The organism is Marinococcus luteus (assembly GCF_034497705.1).
In the GTDB taxonomy this organism is placed as follows: Bacteria; Bacillota; Bacilli; order Bacillales; family Marinococcaceae; genus Marinococcus; species Marinococcus luteus_A.
Genome location: NZ_JAXRUV010000002.1, coordinates 61,977 through 78,716, shown reverse-complemented (window position 1 = coordinate 78,716; position 16,740 = coordinate 61,977). Strand labels below are relative to the sequence as shown.

General features: G+C 48.0%; 15 protein-coding genes. 12 read left to right on the top strand and 3 right to left on the bottom strand.

Annotated features, from left to right (window positions below):
• Positions 1-140: 140 nt before the first annotated feature.
• From dnaX to Q9M42_RS04405, 6 genes are all read left to right on the top strand, one after another.
• Positions 141-1,892 carry a DNA polymerase III subunit gamma/tau gene (gene dnaX / locus Q9M42_RS04430; protein ID WP_322525326.1) on the top strand — a complete coding sequence of 584 codons (1,752 nt, stop codon included), beginning with the start codon at positions 141-143 and terminating at the stop codon, positions 1,890-1,892.
• 18 nt (positions 1,893-1,910) lie between these two features.
• On the top strand, positions 1,911-2,222 hold the full coding sequence (locus tag Q9M42_RS04425; RefSeq protein ID WP_022792923.1) for a YbaB/EbfC family nucleoid-associated protein: 312 nt from the start codon (positions 1,911-1,913) through the stop codon (positions 2,220-2,222).
• A gap of 11 nt (positions 2,223-2,233) precedes the next feature.
• Positions 2,234-2,830 carry a recombination mediator RecR gene (gene recR, locus Q9M42_RS04420; RefSeq protein WP_091615138.1) on the top strand — a complete coding sequence of 199 codons (597 nt, stop codon included), beginning with the start codon at positions 2,234-2,236 and terminating at the stop codon, positions 2,828-2,830.
• Between the two features lie 10 nt (positions 2,831-2,840).
• Positions 2,841-3,071: a YaaL family protein gene (locus Q9M42_RS04415; RefSeq protein WP_322525325.1), complete on the top strand. Its 231-nt coding sequence runs from the start codon at positions 2,841-2,843 to the stop codon at positions 3,069-3,071.
• A gap of 83 nt (positions 3,072-3,154) precedes the next feature.
• Positions 3,155-4,057 carry an ROK family protein gene (locus tag Q9M42_RS04410; RefSeq protein ID WP_322525324.1) on the top strand — a complete coding sequence of 301 codons (903 nt, stop codon included), beginning with the start codon at positions 3,155-3,157 and terminating at the stop codon, positions 4,055-4,057.
• A 187-nt stretch (positions 4,058-4,244) separates the two neighbouring features.
• A complete protein-coding gene (locus tag Q9M42_RS04405; RefSeq protein WP_322525323.1) occupies positions 4,245-5,087 on the top strand; it encodes an aldo/keto reductase in 843 nt (280 codons plus the stop codon).
• 73 nt (positions 5,088-5,160) lie between these two features.
• Here Q9M42_RS04405 and Q9M42_RS04400 read toward each other — a convergent pair whose 3' ends face one another.
• The 3 genes from Q9M42_RS04400 to betB all read right to left on the bottom strand — a co-directional run bounded on the left by Q9M42_RS04400 (position 5,161) and on the right by betB (position 9,830).
• Positions 5,161-6,369, bottom strand: coding sequence for an iron-containing alcohol dehydrogenase (locus Q9M42_RS04400; RefSeq protein ID WP_322525322.1), 1,209 nt, complete (start codon positions 6,367-6,369; stop codon positions 5,161-5,163).
• A gap of 102 nt (positions 6,370-6,471) precedes the next feature.
• Positions 6,472-8,157 carry a choline dehydrogenase gene (gene betA, locus Q9M42_RS04395; RefSeq protein ID WP_322525321.1) on the bottom strand — a complete coding sequence of 562 codons (1,686 nt, stop codon included), beginning with the start codon at positions 8,155-8,157 and terminating at the stop codon, positions 6,472-6,474.
• A gap of 206 nt (positions 8,158-8,363) precedes the next feature.
• Positions 8,364-9,830 carry a betaine-aldehyde dehydrogenase gene (gene betB, locus Q9M42_RS04390; protein ID WP_322525320.1) on the bottom strand — a complete coding sequence of 489 codons (1,467 nt, stop codon included), beginning with the start codon at positions 9,828-9,830 and terminating at the stop codon, positions 8,364-8,366.
• Positions 9,831-10,173: 343 nt separating this feature from the next.
• Here betB and cudC point away from each other — a divergent pair, with 343 nt between their 5' ends.
• The 6 genes from cudC to Q9M42_RS04360 all read left to right on the top strand — a co-directional run bounded on the left by cudC (position 10,174) and on the right by Q9M42_RS04360 (position 16,680).
• Positions 10,174-10,743 carry a choline uptake/conversion transcriptional regulator CudC gene (gene cudC, locus Q9M42_RS04385; protein WP_322525319.1) on the top strand — a complete coding sequence of 190 codons (570 nt, stop codon included), beginning with the start codon at positions 10,174-10,176 and terminating at the stop codon, positions 10,741-10,743.
• 93 nt (positions 10,744-10,836) lie between these two features.
• The gene (locus Q9M42_RS04380; RefSeq protein WP_440972308.1) at positions 10,837-12,453 is read left to right on the top strand and encodes a sodium:solute symporter family protein; all 1,617 of its coding nucleotides are present in this window, start codon (positions 10,837-10,839) and stop codon (positions 12,451-12,453) included.
• 386 nt (positions 12,454-12,839) lie between these two features.
• A complete protein-coding gene (locus Q9M42_RS04375) occupies positions 12,840-14,558 on the top strand; it encodes an ABC transporter ATP-binding protein (protein WP_322525318.1) in 1,719 nt (572 codons plus the stop codon).
• Positions 14,559-14,710: 152 nt separating this feature from the next.
• Positions 14,711-14,893 carry a hypothetical protein gene (locus tag Q9M42_RS04370; RefSeq protein ID WP_322525317.1) on the top strand — a complete coding sequence of 61 codons (183 nt, stop codon included), beginning with the start codon at positions 14,711-14,713 and terminating at the stop codon, positions 14,891-14,893.
• Entirely contained in the window at positions 14,890-15,045 is a 156-nt protein-coding gene (locus tag Q9M42_RS04365; protein ID WP_322525316.1) for a hypothetical protein, read from the top strand. Before Q9M42_RS04370 ends, Q9M42_RS04365 begins: the two co-directional genes overlap by 4 nt.
• Before the next feature lie 9 nt (positions 15,046-15,054).
• Positions 15,055-16,680, top strand: coding sequence for a methyl-accepting chemotaxis protein (locus Q9M42_RS04360; protein ID WP_322525630.1), 1,626 nt, complete (start codon positions 15,055-15,057; stop codon positions 16,678-16,680).
• Positions 16,681-16,740 lie beyond the last annotated feature (60 nt).

Here is a 16,740-nt window from a genome sequence, read left to right as displayed (position 1 = left end):
TATCAGCTAAACGATTCCGTTTCAGGGGTCGTTTTATTTTTATATTTGCATGCTTCCTCAGGTCGTTTGAGTTTTGAAAATACCTTTATAAATAGGTATAATGAATAGAGGAAGAAACGGAAAAGAAGGGGGGAATATGGTTGGGCCATCAAGCTTTATACCGGATGTGGCGGCCGCAGCTGCTTGAAGACGTAGTAGGCCAGGAACATATTACAAAAACGCTTCAAAACGCCCTCGTGCAGGAAAAATTCTCCCATGCTTACTTATTCAGCGGTCCAAGAGGAACAGGAAAAACGAGTGCCGCTAAGATCTTCGCCAAAGCAATTAACTGTGTGCAGGCTCCGACAGCTGAACCATGTAACGAGTGTGATGCCTGCAGAGGCATTATGGACGGTTCAGTCGTGGATGTAATAGAAATTGACGCTGCCTCCAATAACGGTGTGGATGAAATTCGTTATATCCGCGAAAACGTGATTGCCGCTCCGAGGGATATCCGTTATAAAGTGTATATTATCGATGAGGTACACATGCTGTCGACCGGGGCTTTCAATGCGCTGCTGAAAACATTGGAAGAGCCTCCGAAGCATGCTGTTTTTATTTTGGCGACCACGGAGCCGCACAAAATTCCGCTTACGATAGTTTCCCGCTGTCAGCGTTTTGATTTTAAGCGTATCCAGCCGGAGACGCTAGTCGAACGCATGAAATATATACTCGATGAGCAGCAGGATTCGGCGGAGGAACAGGCGCTTTACCTGATTGCCCGGGCGGCGGAAGGTGGCATGAGGGATGCGCTCAGCCTGCTTGACCAGGCAATGTCGTTTGCTGAAGATGCGGTCCAGGCAGAGGACGTACTGGCGATCACCGGTGCCGTTTCGCAGCAGTTTTTGACAGATACCGTGCGCGCATTGAAGGAGCAGAATACAGCTGAAGCGGTTCAGGCAGCCGACCGTCTGGTAAAGGAAGGCAAAGACCCGGTTCGTTTTATGGAAGACATTATCTACTATCTTCGGGATATGCTGCTGCACCAGGCGGCTCCGGGGATGCAGGAGCTACTGGACCGGGCTACGCTTGATCAGGAATTTGAATCCCTGTCTTCTGACGTCCCGACAGAATGGATTTACCAGATGATTGATCAGTTAAATAAAATTCACCAGGATATGCGCTGGTCGAGCCATCCTAAAATCTTTCTGGAGGTTGCGCTGATTCAGTCCTGCCACCTCTCTTCTAGCAGTGCCGCCCCGGTGGCCGAAAGCAGTATTTCGGATGACAGAACTGAGCGTCTCGAACACCGTATTGCGTCGCTTGAAAAAGCATTGAAAGAAAAACCGGCATCCCCAGCAGCTTCGGTTCAGGAAGCTCCTGCAGCTGAAGAGCCGAAGCCGGAACCGGCCAAGCGTGCTTCCAAAAAAGGAGCTTCTTCTTCCCCGTCCCAGGGTAAAGTTAGGGAGATTCTAAAAACAGCGACGAAGCAGGACCTGCAGGACCTGGCCAATCAATGGAACAATGTGATGAATGCGATGCGGGCGAGAAGCGTGCCTGGACATGCCTGGCTGAACAACTCTAAACCAGTGATCGTGAATGAATCAGCCGTGCTTTTAGCCTTTAAAAACGAAATGCACCGCAACATGATTGAAACAAAGTTCCGCCAGGAAGTTATCGACGCCCTTCGGGAAATCACAGGGAAAGAACTGGAGCCATACACGATCCTCTCAAATGAATGGGAAAGGGTTAAGGAAGAGTATAAGCAGCATCAGCAGGAAAATGGAACGGAAGCAGCAGAGAGCGAAGAAGTCGAAGCTCCGGAAGATTCACAGGAAGAGGCGCCGGATCCGTTGGTGGAAGAAGCAGTGAAGCGTTTCGGCTCTGAGTTTGTCGAAGTCGTGGATCACTAATATGAGGAGGAATTTATAATGAAGAACCAGGCAAATATGATGAAGCAGATGCAGAAAATGCAGAAGGATATGCAGAAGGCTCAGGAAGAACTGAAGGAAAAATCGGTAGAAGCAACAGCCGGCGGCGGAGCTGTAAAAGTAGTGGCTTCCGGGGATAAACAGATTTTAGACATTGAAATTGACGAAGATGTTGTTGATCCGGACGATGTTGAAATGCTTCAGGACCTTATGCTTGCAGCAATGAACGAAGCACTGAAGAAAGTGGATGAGCTTGTTGAGCAGGATATGGGGAAATTTACTAAAGGAATGAACATTCCCGGAATGTTCTAGGAGGAGATCAGGTGCAGTATCCGACACCTATTTCGCAATTAATCGACAGCTTTATGAAGCTGCCCGGCATCGGCCCGAAAACGGCCGGCCGGCTGGCTTTTTATGTATTAGATATGAAAGAAGACGATGTTCTCGAATTTGCCAAAGCGCTTGTTAATGCAAAACGGGAACTGACGTATTGTTCGGTCTGCCACCACATTACTGATACGGATCCATGCTATATTTGTCAGGATAAGCAGCGCGACCGCTCTATCGTATGCGTTGTGCAGGACGTCAAAGACGTTATAGCGATGGAAAAAATGCGGGAGTTTTCAGGACTGTACCACGTGCTGCATGGGGCGATTTCGCCCATGGACGGCGTTGGGCCCGAGGACATTAACGTGCCGGATCTGTTAACCCGGCTGCAGGACGAGCAGATTCAGGAAGTGATCATTGCGACGAACCCGACTATTGAGGGAGAAGCTACAGCTATGTATATTTCGAAGCTGTTGAAGCCGACCGGTATGAAGGTGACAAGAATTGCTCATGGTCTGCCAATCGGCGGGGATCTGGAATACGCTGATGAAGTAACATTATCAAAAGCCATTGAAGGACGTCGCGAGCTGTAGGGGGATCTGTATGCCGCTGAATAAGAAGCTGAAAAAACAGGAGCTCGAACGGCTGAAGGACCATATCTACGATGCGAAGGAAAAAATGGAGAAGTACCAGCAGCTGTTGAATAAAAGCGTAGAGCCGTCGGAAGAGCTTACGATCCAGTTCAAAATTCATCAGGCCAAGTATGTTTTTTTACTCAAAGAAGCAAGGCATCAGAGGTATGAAGTAAAAACAAGCCCGTTTATTCGGAATTAATACAAAACAAGCCGCTTTAGGCTTCTGGGATATCCGGAATCTGAAGCGGCTTTTTACATAAAATTAAGGGCGGTTCCCAAAAAGTGAGGACAGGAATAGATACTTATTTAGCTGTAGATATAGGCGGTTCATTTATTAAATACGGGTTTGTGTCTGAACATGAAGACATTGTTCAGGAAGGAAAAATCAAAACACCTGAAACTATACACGAGTTAAAGAAAGAAGTAGGGCATTTGGCAGAACAGCCAACTTCCTTAAAAGCTGTGGCAGTCAGTCTGCCTGGTGCAGTTACTGTCACAGGCTTCATTGAAGGCTCAAGTGCTCTGCCTTATGTGCACGGACCGAATATTAAAGAACTGTTTGAAGAAGCGACCCGGCTGCCTGTTTATATGGAAAATGATGCGAACTGTGCGGCTTATGCAGAAGTATGGAAAGGGGCAGCAACACAGGTCCGGGACATGCTTGCTGTGGTTATCGGTACAGGTATCGGCGGAGCGATTGTAAAAAACGGGGCACTGCATCGCGGCGCTCATCTGCATGGCGGAGAATTTGGTTATATGCTTTTAAACAGTGCAGCTTCGGGTGAAGAAGAGACCTGGAGCAGCCTTGCTTCCAAGCAGGCATTGGTGCAGAGATTTGCTAAAGCAAAACAACACCCTGTAGAGAAATATGCAGGAGAAGAAGTTTTCCATTTGGCAGACAAGAAGGACCCGGACGCTCTAAAGGCAGTAGATGAATTTTATCATTATCTGGCAGTCGGAATTTATAATCTTCAGTATATGTATGATCCGGCGCTGATTACGATCAGTGGCGGCATTAGTGCCAGAGAAGATCTTATCGAGCACATCAACGAAAAGATAGATGTTCTTTTGAAGCGTCTGGCAATAGCTACTGTGAAGCCCGTGCTTGCTGCTTCCAGATTCCGCCAGCATTCCAATCTTCTTGGAGCGGTATATCACGCTATACGTGAGCAGGGAGAGCATTGAAACAGGTATAAGGCATTTGAATATTTCGCTGCAGAACGAATAAGCTGTGGCGGAATATTTGTTTTTGGGAATTTTTAAAAATGCTTTATTTCTTTGCTTAGGTTAATAAACACCGCGGAAAGGGAAGACAATTACCGAACAAAAGCATGACCATATTTTAAGCTTCCAGGGAAAGGATGAGTCATTGATGAATAATTCAATTCCTGAAATTCGTTTGAATGACGGCCTGACGCTTCCGGTCATCGGTTTTGGGACGGCGGCGGTGATTGGAAACGAAGGGGCCAATGCTGTGGAGCGGGCGATTCATGCAGGCTACCGTCTGATCGATACAGCGTACAACTATGAAAACGAGGGCACAGTAGGAGAAGCCGTGCGGCGTAGTTCTGTTCCGAGGCAGGAGCTCCGTATTACTTCCAAGCTGCCGGGGCGCTACCAGGAATATGAAAAGGCTGTGCCGGCAATCCAGGAATCGCTTTACCGCGCTGGGCTTGATTACTATGACCTGTATCTGATTCATTGGCCGAACCCGAAGCAGGGCCAGTACGTTGAAGCATGGCAGGCACTGATTGAAGCGAAAAAATGGGGGCTTGTCCGATCCATTGGAGTGTGTAACTTTTTGCCGGAGCACCTGGAGCGTCTTGAAAAAGAGACAGGCGTGAAGCCGAGCATCAATCAAATTGAACTGCACCCGTATTTTAATCAGGAAGAATCAAGAAAATGGCACGAAAAGCATGATATTCAAACCGAATCCTGGAGTCCGCTGGCAAAGGCGAGCGATGTGCTGCAGGATGAAACGCTACGTAAAATAGCAAATAACCACAATAAAACGGTATCCCAGATTATTCTCCGCTGGCATTATCAGCTAGGCACAATACCGATACCGAAATCAATGTCGCCCCGCCGGCAGATTGAAAACCTTTCGATCTTTTCCTTTGCGCTCGACGAACGGGAGATGGAAATGCTTGCTTCATTAACCCATTCGGACGGACGCATAAATGATCAGGATCCGGCCGTGTACGAAGAGTTTTAAATTTGCGTTGGATAAAATAAAAAAAGCCGGAAAGAGAAGTGTCCTCTTTCCGGCTTTTGCGTAAGGGTAAAAATTAAACGGTTTTTGGCACCTGATGGAAGCAGCGCTTGTAGATCCACTCGTAGTCGGATACTTTCAGATCGCGAGGGTTGCCCTCTGTCTGCGGGTCGTTCATTGCTTCTTTGGCAAGACGCTCGGTCATGTCAGGGTTTACGCCCTGCTCCTCGAGAGAAGGAATGTCGAGCTCTTCCGCGAGATCATACATATACTGCACAGAAGCTTTAGCTGCTTCTTCGGTGCTCATGCGTGCAGAGTCGATGCCAAATGCCTGGGCGACACGTGCAAAACGCTCCGGAGCACCTTTCCAGTTGTATTCCATTACCGGTCCCATCATAGCTGCCACGCACTGGCCGTGGGCTACTGGAATGATACCGCCAAGCGTCTGGCTCATAGCGTGTGCAGCGCCGGCAGATTCACTGCCGTAGGAAAGACCTGCAAGCATTGCTGCCTGAGCCATGCCGTAACGGGCTTCAAGGTCCTCACCGTCGGCATAGGCGCGGCGAATGTATTTTGCAGCGTACTCAATCGCAAGCAGTGCCACCGCATCTGTGACAGGCTGGGCGAATTTCATTGTATAGCATTCTACTGCGTGAGCGATCGCATCAATACCGGTCATTGCTGTTACATGCGGAGGCATGGAAACGTGAAGTTCGGGATCGATGATGGTCACATATGCCGGGATAAGCGGACCGCCGGTGTTAAATTTAAATTCGCGGTCTTCGTCTGTGATTACCGCCCACTGGGTTACTTCAGAGCCGGTGCCTGCCGTTGTTGGTACCGTGATAAATGGAGGAATGCGGTGCTCCAGCGGTTTTTTGCCTTCGGCAGCTTCATAATCGAGAATTGAACCTTCGTGGGTAGCTTCAACGCCGATGGCTTTGGCGGTATCCATCGAGCTTCCGCCGCCGACAGCAACCAGACCGTTGCAGTTTTCTGCTGTGTAAAATTTGGATCCTTCTTCAATGAGCCGGACGGGAGGGTTCGGCTCTACTTTGTTGAAGAGAACGACCTTTACACCGGATGCTTCAAGGTTTTCGATAACAGGCTTTGTTACGCCTGCATTATGGATGCCTGGATCTGTGACAAGAAGTACCTTGTCAGAGCCGAAGACTTTGATTTCTTCACCAATATGTTTAATGGCACCGATGCCGTGCTTGATTGCTGTAGGTACTTCAAATGTGTGATAGCTTAACATGCTTTCGACTTTCATATTCATGCTCATGGGAAAATCCTCCTTAATGAATGAAAAAAGATCCTTTTTTTCAAAGCGAGGGCTTTTACAAGAAGCTGCACTGGATAAAAAGAATCCTTTTTATATTTTATTTTAGGACTTAATTGTCCCTGCATCCGACGGATCAACGCCGTGACGATAAAATTTTGTATGCATCGGTTCGAGCGGCTCAAGCTCAAGGATCAGATCCGCTGCTTTTTCAGCGATCATGAGTACTGGTGCATGAATGTTTCCGTTTGTCACATAGGGCATGACGGATGCATCTACTACGCGAAGATTGTCGACTCCATGCACTTTCATCGTCTTCGGATCAACAACGGCCATTGGGTCTGAAGCAGGTCCCATTTTCGCAGTACCGCTCGGGTGCAGCGCCGTTTCGGCATCATTCGCAACCCATTCCAGAATTTCTTCGTCTGTCTGTACAGCGTCCCCTGGAGCGATCTCTCCAGAATTGAATGGTTTCATGGCTGGTTGTGCCATGATTTCACGGGAAATGCGGATCGCTTCAACCCATTCGTGTCTATCCTGCTCCGTGGAAAGGTAGTTGTACACCATGCTTGGATGCTCCCTTGGATCCCTGGAGCGGATCTTCAGGCTTCCTCGTGCATCAGAATACATTGGCCCAACGTGCACTTGGAATCCGTGCTTTGTATCTGCTTTCTTGCCGTCATAGCGTACTGCTACCGGGAGAAAGTGGAACATTAAATTCGGATAAGGAACAGTCTCGTTAGAGCGGACAAAGCCGCCTCCTTCAAAATGATTCGACGCTGCGGGACCTTTACGGCCAAGCAGCCACTGCAGACCGATCCAAGGCATTTTCAACTTATTCAAGCTTGGCTGCATGGAAACCGGCTGCGGGCAGGAATACTGAATATATGCTTCCAAATGGTCCTGCAGATTTTCACCGACACCCGGCAGATCAACGACCGGCTCGATTCCAAGCGAACGCAGGTGTTCTGCGTCCCCGACACCGGAAAGCTGAAGCAGCTGCGGAGAATTGATCGCGCCGCCAGAAAGAATGATCTCTCCTGCGTTCACCTTCAGCGTTTTGCCGTTGTGTTGATAGGTTACACTTTCTGCCTTTGTCCCGTTAAAATCTATGCTTTCAACAAACGCACGGGTTCTTACGGTAAGGTTTTTCCGATTCATGACCGGGTGTAAAAATGCCCGGGAAGCAGACATTCTTCTGCCTTTATGGATATGCTTATCAAACGGCCCAAATCCTTCCTGGCGGTAACCGTTCACGTCCGGTGTGCGCGTATAGCCTGCTTCTACAGCTGACTCAAAAAACGCCTCGAACAACGGGCTCGTTGCTGGTCCCCGTTCCAGCTTAAGCGGACCGTCCTGACCTCGGAACTCGTCCCCTTCTTCAGCTGCCAGCGCGTTTTCCAACCGCTTGAAGTATGGAAGACAGTGCGCGTAGTTCCACTCCTCCATACCTTCGTCTGCACCCCATCGTTCATAATCGAGGGGATTTCCGCGCTGATAAATCATGCCGTTAATAGAGCTGGATCCGCCGAGTACTTTTCCTCGCGCATGCTTAATGCGCCGGCCGTTCATGTATGGTTCCGGATCAGACAGATACTTCCAGTCATAGAGACTCTTTCCTGCAGGGAATGGCAGCGCCGCCGGCATCTGAATCAGTAAGTCCCACGCATAGTCACTTCGCCCTGCTTCTAGTACAAGCACGCTATTATTTCTATCTGCGCTTAACCGGTTCGCAAGTATAGATCCTGCACTTCCTCCACCAATAATTACATAGTCAAATGTTTCACTCATATTGTGCACCCCCAAAGATTTTCTTTGTTTAACGATGTGTGTGAAGCTATATAATAACTTTTGATCCAACTATGTTATTTCGTGGAGAGTTATTAATAAAATGATACTTACTCAACATAAAAAACGAGAAATGATTTATAGAGTTTATGTCTATAGGAAGGCGTCAGCCCGCGTAAGCGGAAGACGCCGTAATTTTTGCTGGTTTTTTAGAAAAAATTCAGAGCTTCCGGGTTCGTGTTACGGAAGATGTGTTTGGTTTCGGTGTACTCTTCCATGCCGACCTTGCCAAGCTCACGGCCGATGCCGGATTGCTTGTAGCCGCCCCAAGGCGCCTGGGCAAAATAAGGATGGAAGTCATTGATCCAGACGGTGCCAAGACGGAGGCCGGAGGCCACCCGCTCGGCTTTGCTGATGTCGGTGGTAAACGTAGCGCCGGCAAGGCCGTACACTGTGTCGTTCGCTTTTTCCACGGCTTCTTCTTCCGAAGTGAAGGTTTCCACGGTAAGTACCGGGCCGAAGATTTCTTCCTGCACGATTCTCATGTCGGAGCGGCAGTCGGTAAAGATTGTCGGCAGAAGAAAGAACCCTTTTTGGAGCGTTTCGTCGTCTGGGCGTCCGCCGCCGACCGCAACGGTTGCTCCTTCCTGTTTACCGATGTCGATATAGTTTTCGACCTTGCTCAGGTGCTCTGCAGAAATAAGCGGTCCCATCTGTGTTTCTTCATTCTGACCGCTGCCGAGACGAATGTTTTTCACCCGATCAACGATCGCGTTAACGAAATCGTCATGGATAGATTCCTCCACCAAAAGCCGTGCTCCGGCGGAACAAACCTGTCCGGCATGAAAAAAAGCGGCGTTTAGCGCCTGGTCCACGGCAAGATCGAAATCCGCATCGGCAAAAACAATGTTAGGGTTTTTACCACCGAGCTCAAGGGCGATTTTTTTCATATTGGAGGTGGCGGACTGCATGATTTTACGGCCGGTTTCAATACCGCCTGTAAAGGAAATCAGGTCCACGTCCACGCTTTCAGAAAGCTCCGCACCGACGTCGGTGCCTTTTCCGAGCACAAGGTTGGCCACGCCTGCCGGAAGGCCGGCTTCTTCCATCAATTGAAATACCTTGACGGTCGTAAGCGGCGTAATTTCACTTGGTTTGACGATAATGGTGTTTCCCGTTGCAATAGCCGGTGCGATCTTCCAGGATGCCTGCAGCAGCGGGTAGTTCCAAGGGGTGATTTGACCGCATACCCCGACAGGTTCACGGACAACTTTGCTGTCGGAATTGGGCAGTGGAGAAGCGATATATTCGCCACCGTCTTTATCAGCAAGGCCGGCAAAATAATGAAAGACTCCGGCGATATCATCCATATCAGCACGGCTTTCGGTCATTGTTTTACCTGTATCGAGCGTTTCGAGCTCTGCGAGTTCTTCCTTATCCCGCTCAATGAGCTGGGCGACCTTTAATACATACGCTCCGCGCTCTGAAGCGGGCGTAGCGGCCCACGGTCCTTTATCAAATGCACGGCGGGCAGCCTGTACTGCTTTTACAGCATCCTCACGGGAGCCTTCGGCTGCCTGCGTAATAACGCTTTGGTCAAGCGGATTAATAATGTCCCGGGTTTTGCCGTTAGCAGCGTCGACCCATTCGCCGTCAATGTACATGCGAATATCCATATGTTTATGCCTCCTAGTCGTTAACTTTGTTAAAAAAATATTTAACGTTTTGAATAACCTAAATCTATCAGCTTTCAATTATCTTGTCAAAGACTTGCAGGGAAATTTTCATCCAGCGCCCGGAGTCATTACCCTGAAATAAATAAATTTTAAAATTTTTATTAGGCTCTCTCGCGCGTGCGAGTATATCCGAAGGCTTTTTATTTCCCAGGGAATAAACATAAAAATCACAGGCTAATATTTTTAATTAGGCGTTTGACAAGAAATTTTTATACGTTAAGATTAGAGACTGTGAAGAAAATATTTAACAAATTGAATTTTTTTAATAGAAAAGGAGGGGCCCATGACGGATTCTCATCACCAGGATGAATGGAGGGAGTCACTCGAAAGCGCCAAAGATATTATAATTGATTCCCTGGCAGAGACCATGGATTTGTACGGTGTAACAAGAAGCGTTGGCACTTTGTATGGGACAATGTATGTTGAAGGCGATATGACGCTGGATGAAATGAGAGAAAAACTCGGAATGAGTAAACCGAGTATGAGCACCGGGGTGCGGAAGCTGCAGGAGTTCAACGTCGTAAAGAAAACGCATCGGCGTGGAAAGCGAAAGCAGACCTACGTAGCCGAAAAGGATTTCTTCCGTTTTTTCACCAATTTCTTTACCCAGCAGTGGGAGAGAGAAGTGCGGACGAACTTGAGCGCCATCGAAAGCGCCTGGGAACAACTGGACATGCTGATTCAGTCGGAAGAAGCAGACGAGCCCATAAAAGAAGAAGCACGGGAGATTCAGCGAATTCTAAGCCAGTCGATTAAGTACTACAAATGGCTGGGTCGTCTCGTGGAGTCTATTGAAACAGGAGAACTGTTTAAATATATTCCAGTTGAAGAAGACGATGAAAAAGAGAGATAACAGCTTTACATTATCTCTCTGAGGATTTTTTTCGAAATATTTAGAATTTTATTAAAAATTGAGGTGTTGTTTGTGATAGAAAAAAATTTAAACTTGCTAAAAAGTCTGGGATTCGTCCTGCTGGTAGCAGCGGTACTGTTTTACATAATTGCTACTGGCGACGAAGTGATGTGGAGCGGCTTTATTGCTATGCTCGTTTTCTATGCTTTAATGTACTATGTGGGCGCCTATTTTGCCGCTAAAAAGTCTGATTCTCTCGATGACATGATGGTAGCCAAACGGAGTCTGCCGCTTGTTATCATGATTTTCACGATGGCCGCCACCTGGGTAGGAGGCGGTTATGTTAACGGAACCGCAGAATCAACATACGTTGACGGCCTTGTATGGGCCCAGGCACCATGGGGCTATGCCCTCAGTCTTATTATTGGCGGTATTTTTTATGCGAGAAAAATGCGCCGCTATGAATTCAAAACTATAATTGACCCACTCGAGCAGCGGTTTGGGAAGAAAATGGGAGGTCTGCTGTATCTTCCGGCGCTCCTGGGGGAAATGTTCTGGAGCGGCGCGATTCTGACAGCGCTTGGAACTACCTTCGGTACTATTTTAGGGATCGATTTTACGACGTCGATAGTCATTTCAGCCGTTATTGCGATTGCCTACACTGTGTTTGGCGGTATGTGGGCGGTTGCCTATACAGACCTTCTACAAATGATTCTGCTTTTGGCCGGCCTGTTTCTTGTGCTGCCGTTTGCCTTTGGCAATACTGGCAGCCTGAGCGTAAACTGGAACGACTATCAGGCAGATCTTGGCACCTATGCGAACCTCTTTCCCCCGCTTGACGGGTGGAACCATCCGGAATGGGGCAATTATTTCTGGAACTGGTGGGACTATGCCTTTTTGTTGATTTTCGGCGGCATTGCCTGGCAGGTGTATTTTCAGCGCGTACTTTCCGCTAAAGATGAAAAAACGGCGATGTGGTTTTCGATCATTGCCGGTGTCGTATGTATTATTGCGGCTGTCCCGGCTGTTCTTATTGGTATCATCGGCTATAATGTCGACTGGGCATCCTTTGGTACTTCAGCGCCGGAAACAGGGGCCATGATACTGCCAGAGGTGCTCCAGCATCTGACGCCGGGATGGGTAGCGGCGATCGGCCTCGGGGCTCTTGCAGCAGCCGTTATGTCTTCCATGGACTCCTCGATTCTGTCCGCATCCTCGATGGCTTCATGGAACATCTACCGTCCGCTGATTCGTCCAAAAGCTTCCAACGATGAACTGAAAAAAGTGATCAAGACCTCGATTGTGATTATCGGGGCGGCTTCTACCCTGATTGCTTTAAATGTTGGAAGTGTATATACCCTGTGGTACCTTGCGTCGGATTTGATTTTTTGTATTTTATTCCCGCAGCTGACAATGGCCCTGTTTTATAAAAATGCGAATGTGTACGGTTCCCTTACGGCATTTATTGCATCGGTCTTTTTACGCCTTGGGGGCGGGGAGCCAGCGATCGGCCTGCCGATCTTTCTTCCGTACCCAATGATTGAAGACGGAATTGTACTTTTCCCCTTCCGTACGGTAATTGTGATTATCGCATTTATTCTTATATTTGTTGTTTCTGAAGCTACAAAGAAAAGGGCGGTTCCGAAGCCGCTGCTTATGCCGCATGAACGGAATGACAACGAAGCTTTAGAAAAACAGCCATCTAAATAAAATCAAAAAAAGAGCCTGGAAGCAGCAATGCTTTCAGGCTTTTTGGCGTACAGCGCGCCGCATATACAGAGAAAAACAGCTTCTACAGCTGTATACTGAAGCTTAGGAAGTTTTCGGGAAGGTCAACATACCTAACGGCGTTCAGTGCATCTATATTAACATATTTCCTTTGTTTGTCTATTAAACACAAAAAAGAATCCGGGTAATTAATGCGGTTTTTTAGCTAATATTTGCTTTCCATGCCGATAAGCGCCTGTTTTCATATTATTTCATGGTTATTTGCATTATATGGAAATAGCCAGGTAGAAAATGATTGAATTTCATCAGCATTTCTATACAATAAAAGAAGTATTTCCACGTGAATTTGATTAGAAGAGGAGACCCTGATGCTTAAACGTTTTTATTCCTATTACCTTCCTCATAAACAGCTGTTTTTCATCGATTTTTTCAGCGCGATCGCTGTTGCAGCCCTGGATCTGGTCTTTCCTCTTGTCGTCCAGTGGTTTATTGATTCCCTGCTTCCCCAGGAGGATTGGAACCTCGTCGTGTGGGTCTCGGCCGGCCTGCTTGCTATTTACCTATTCAGTGCGTACCTGCAGTATATCGTTAATTATCTGGGGCACAAGCTTGGCATTAACATTGAAACAGATATGCGGCGGGAGTTGTTTAAGAGCGTCCAGGGCCAGTCATACCGGTTTTTTGATAATACGAAAACCGGCCACATTATCAGCCGTATCACTAACGATTTGTTTGATATTGGAGAGCTTGCCCATCACGGGCCGGAGGATTTATTTATTGCCATTATGACGTTTGCGGGCGCTTTTACGATTATGTTTTCGATTAATCCGCAGCTTGCCCTTGTTGCTCTTGTTTTTGTGCCATTTTTAATTGCGCTTATCACCTATACGAACATTCAAATGAACAAAGCGTGGACAAAAATGTACGCAGAAATCGGTGACGTGAATGCGCGGGTGGAGGACAGCGTTTCAGGAGCGCGTGTAGTACAGTCCTTTACCAATGAAGCCTTTGAAATCGACCGGTTTGCCAAAAACAACAACCGCTACCGCCGGGCTAAGCTGTCGGGCTACCGGACGATGGGACACACCACGGCGACTATTTTCTTAACAACCCGTCTCATGATTCTGGCAGTGCTTGTTTACGGTGCGTGGCTCGTTTACACAGGCGCTATTACAAACGGAGAGTTTGTCGGCTTTATTTTGTACGTGAACGTGCTCTTTAAACCGATAGAAAAAATCAGTGCGATTTTAGAGCTGTATCCGAAGGGCATGGCTGGCTTTAAACGGTTCGTGCAAATGACAGATGCAGAAAAAGATATTGTCGACCACCCTGAGGCAGTAGAAGCTCCGGTGCTTACAGGTGACATCAGGCTTGAAGATGTCACCTTTGGGTACCATAAAAGCCAGCCGGTGCTCCGGGACATGAACGTAACGGTACAAGCTGGAAAAACAGTTGCCTTTGTCGGATCTTCCGGGGCCGGGAAGACGACGATCAGCTCGCTGATTCCGCGGTTTTACGACGTGGACGCCGGTGCTGTGACAATTAACGGTATAGATATCCGGAAGATGACAAAGGAATCCCTTCGCTCCCAGATCGGCATGGTGCAGCAGGACGTGTTTTTGTTTAACGGCACGTTGAAGGAAAATATTGCTTACGGACGCTTAACGGCTGAGGAGGAAGAAATTGAAGAAGCTGCCCGGCTGGCGAACCTGGACGGCTTCGTAGAGGAGCTTCCGGATGGGTATGAAACAGAAATCGGCCAGCGGGGGTTAAAGCTTTCCGGAGGCCAGAAGCAGCGGATTGCGATCGCCCGGGCTTTCTTGAAAAACCCGCCGATTTTAATTTTGGATGAAGCGACCTCAGCGCTCGATACGGAAACCGAGGCATTGATTCAGCAGTCGCTGACCCAGCTGGCGGAGAACCGGACGACGATTGTAATCGCCCACCGGCTTGCGACGATCCGGCATGCCGATAATATCGTGGTGGTGACCGGCGGCCGCATTGCTGAGCAGGGCACGTATGAAGAGTTGATCCATAAAAACGGCGTTTTTGCTTCGCTGAACAGTGTGCAGCTTGAATATCAATAAAATGTTTTCCTCTCCTGATTTATATGGAGAGGATTTTTTTATGCAAATGTAAATAATAGCGATTTCATAAACAAAGAATTGCAACAATAAACCGATAGATAATAGTAGAGGGCATATTACATAGAAAAATTTATTCAGAAAAGAGGACGCCTATGCTGCAATCATTAACGCTGCGAAAAAAATTATACGTATCATTTCTTCTTGTGCTGCTGGTCCCAGGTATTATTATCGGCTTCAGCTCCTACACATCTGCCAAAAATGAAGTCAGAAGCCAGATGAATAGCAATGCTGGGGAAGCGTTGGTCTTATTAATTAACAGGTGGATGAAGAAATGAATGCAAGAATTGCTGATATCAGTCATTACGCCGGCCTCGTCACCGAAGAATCATTTACCGATCCTGAAGCCGAAGAACGTATGCTTGAAACCTTTAATGATTATATTCAAACACATAACAAGGTTATTTCCATCTACACGGGCTCGAATTAAGGAGAAACACTGTTTGCGTCGGACCAGGGGGAACTGCCGGAGGATTATGATCCCACAGAACGTCCATGGTTCCAGGAAGCAGTCGATGCTGGGGGCGAGGCGGTACTTACCGACGTTTATGTAGACGCAGCAACGGAAACTCAGATCGTAACGATCACCCAGCAGCTGGATGACGGCTCGGGGGTAATGGCTATTGACTACGATTTATCCTCCCTGGAGGCTCTGGCAGCAGGAGCGGCCATTGGAAAAGAAGGATATGTTGTATTGGCGGATACGCAGGGCAATTATATGGTTAACCCTAACGCAGAAGCTGGAGAACCTATGGAAGAAAATATCTACAGCCAAATCGACGGTAAGAGCGACGGCCATTTTTCGTACACGCTGAATGGAGAAGCAAAGGAAATGGAATTTATACAGAATGAAACGACCGGCTGGACAGTCGGCGGCACGATGTATACGAGCGAGTTTCAGGAAGCAGCAGCGCCGATTCTCTGGAGAACCGGTATTGTCATTGCCGCTGCACTCCTTGGAGGGCTTCTGTTTGTCTACTTTATCGTAAAAAATATTTTGAAGCCGATCCAGCGTCTTCAGGCTTCTGCTGAAAAAATCAGCCGCGGTGATCTGACCGGGCAGGTGGAAGTAAACAGCAGCGATGAAATTGGGGCGCTTGCCGCAAGCTTTAATCATATGGTGGAATCTCTACGGGGCATTCTCACTAAGCTTTCTGCGTCTGTGGAGCATATGAGCTCATCGTCAGAGCAGTTGAAAGCAAGCTCGGAGCAGACCTCGCAGGCGACAAGCGAAGTAGCTGTTGCTACCGAACAGGTGGCAAGCGGAGCAGAAAGACAGACAGAAAAAATTGAACATAACAGCGCCGCGCTTGAAGAAGTGACCGGCGGGGTGAAAAAAATTGAAGAACGGACGGACAACGTGCTCCAGCTGTCAGCTGAAACAGCAGAAAGAGCCCGGGAGGGAAGCAGATATGTAGAAAGCAACCTCTCCCAGATGCAGGATATCCATCAATCTGTTACTGCCTCCAATCAGGTGATTCAGGCTTTGTCGGACCGCTCCAAGGAAATTGGCAGCATTCTTGAGGTTATTACCGGCATCGCGAGTCAGACTAATCTGCTTGCCTTAAACGCAGCCATTGAAGCAGCACGGGCCGGAGAGCAGGGAAAGGGCTTTGCCGTCGTCGCGGAAGAGGTGCGAAAGCTTGCTGAGCAGTCCTCCACATCGGCAGAACAGATTGGTACGCTGATTAAAAGCATTCAAAATGATGCGGAGCAGTCTGTGATTCAAATGGAAGGCGTGTCAAAAAATGCGGAGCAGGGGCTGACCGTATCCGAGGACACCTCTAAACAGTTTCAGCAGATTCTTGACAGCATGGAGCATATGGCTCCAAAGATCGAAGAAGTGACTGGAACGATCCGGAGCATGGCCGGAAGCGTCGAGCGTATTTCTCATTCGGCTTCTGATATCTCTTCAATCGCCCAGGAAAACGCGGCTTCCTCCGAAGAGGTGGCGGCGTCTACGCAGGAGCAGCTCGCCTCAATGCAGGAAATCTCCTCTGCGGCTGAAACACTCGCTTCCATGGCAGAGGACCTTCAACAGGAGGTCAGCTACTTTAAAATATAGAGATAATATTAGTTGCAGGCAGAAAATCCTTCGGGGTTTTCTGTTTTTTTTATAAAATAC